We start from the raw sequence: 407 nt of genomic DNA, 5'->3' as shown, positions 1-407 counted from the left end.
ATTTTAGAACGTAATTAAAACTTGTATTTGAACATTTAAATGTTCTGCGCAAAAAGGAGGTGCCCCGAAGTCCCGCTAAGGACTTCTAAGGCGTTCTCCAAGGTTGTGGGCGAAGTTTTATTTAAGTTCAACTTCTGCTCCGGCTTCTTCTAATTGTTTCTTCAAATTCTCCGCTTCGTCCTTCGCAACGCCTTCCTTCAATGGTGCCGGAGCGCCATCTACGATGTCTTTTGCTTCTTTCAGACCAAGTCCGGTCAATTCTTTCACTAACTTCACGACAGCCAACTTGTTAGCACCTGCGCCTTTCAAAATCACATCGAATGATGTCTTTTCCTCAGCCGCAGCACCGGCTGCTCCCCCGGCTGCGGGAGCCGCAACAGCCACAGCAGCAGCTGCGGGTTCGATAC

Annotated in this window: 1 protein-coding gene; it reads right to left on the bottom strand. The window is 48.6% G+C overall.

Going from position 1 to position 407, the window contains the following annotated elements; all coding sequences use genetic code 11:
* Positions 1 to 117: 117 nt before the first annotated feature.
* On the bottom strand, positions 118 to 407 hold a 290-nt coding region (gene rplL, locus ASC50_RS05150), incomplete at its 5' end, for a 50S ribosomal protein L7/L12 (protein ID WP_056928782.1).

The organism is Candidatus Symbiothrix dinenymphae, from assembly GCF_001431085.1.
The sequence above is the reverse complement of the archived record's forward strand: the minus strand, read 5'-3'. Positions and strand labels throughout refer to the sequence as shown.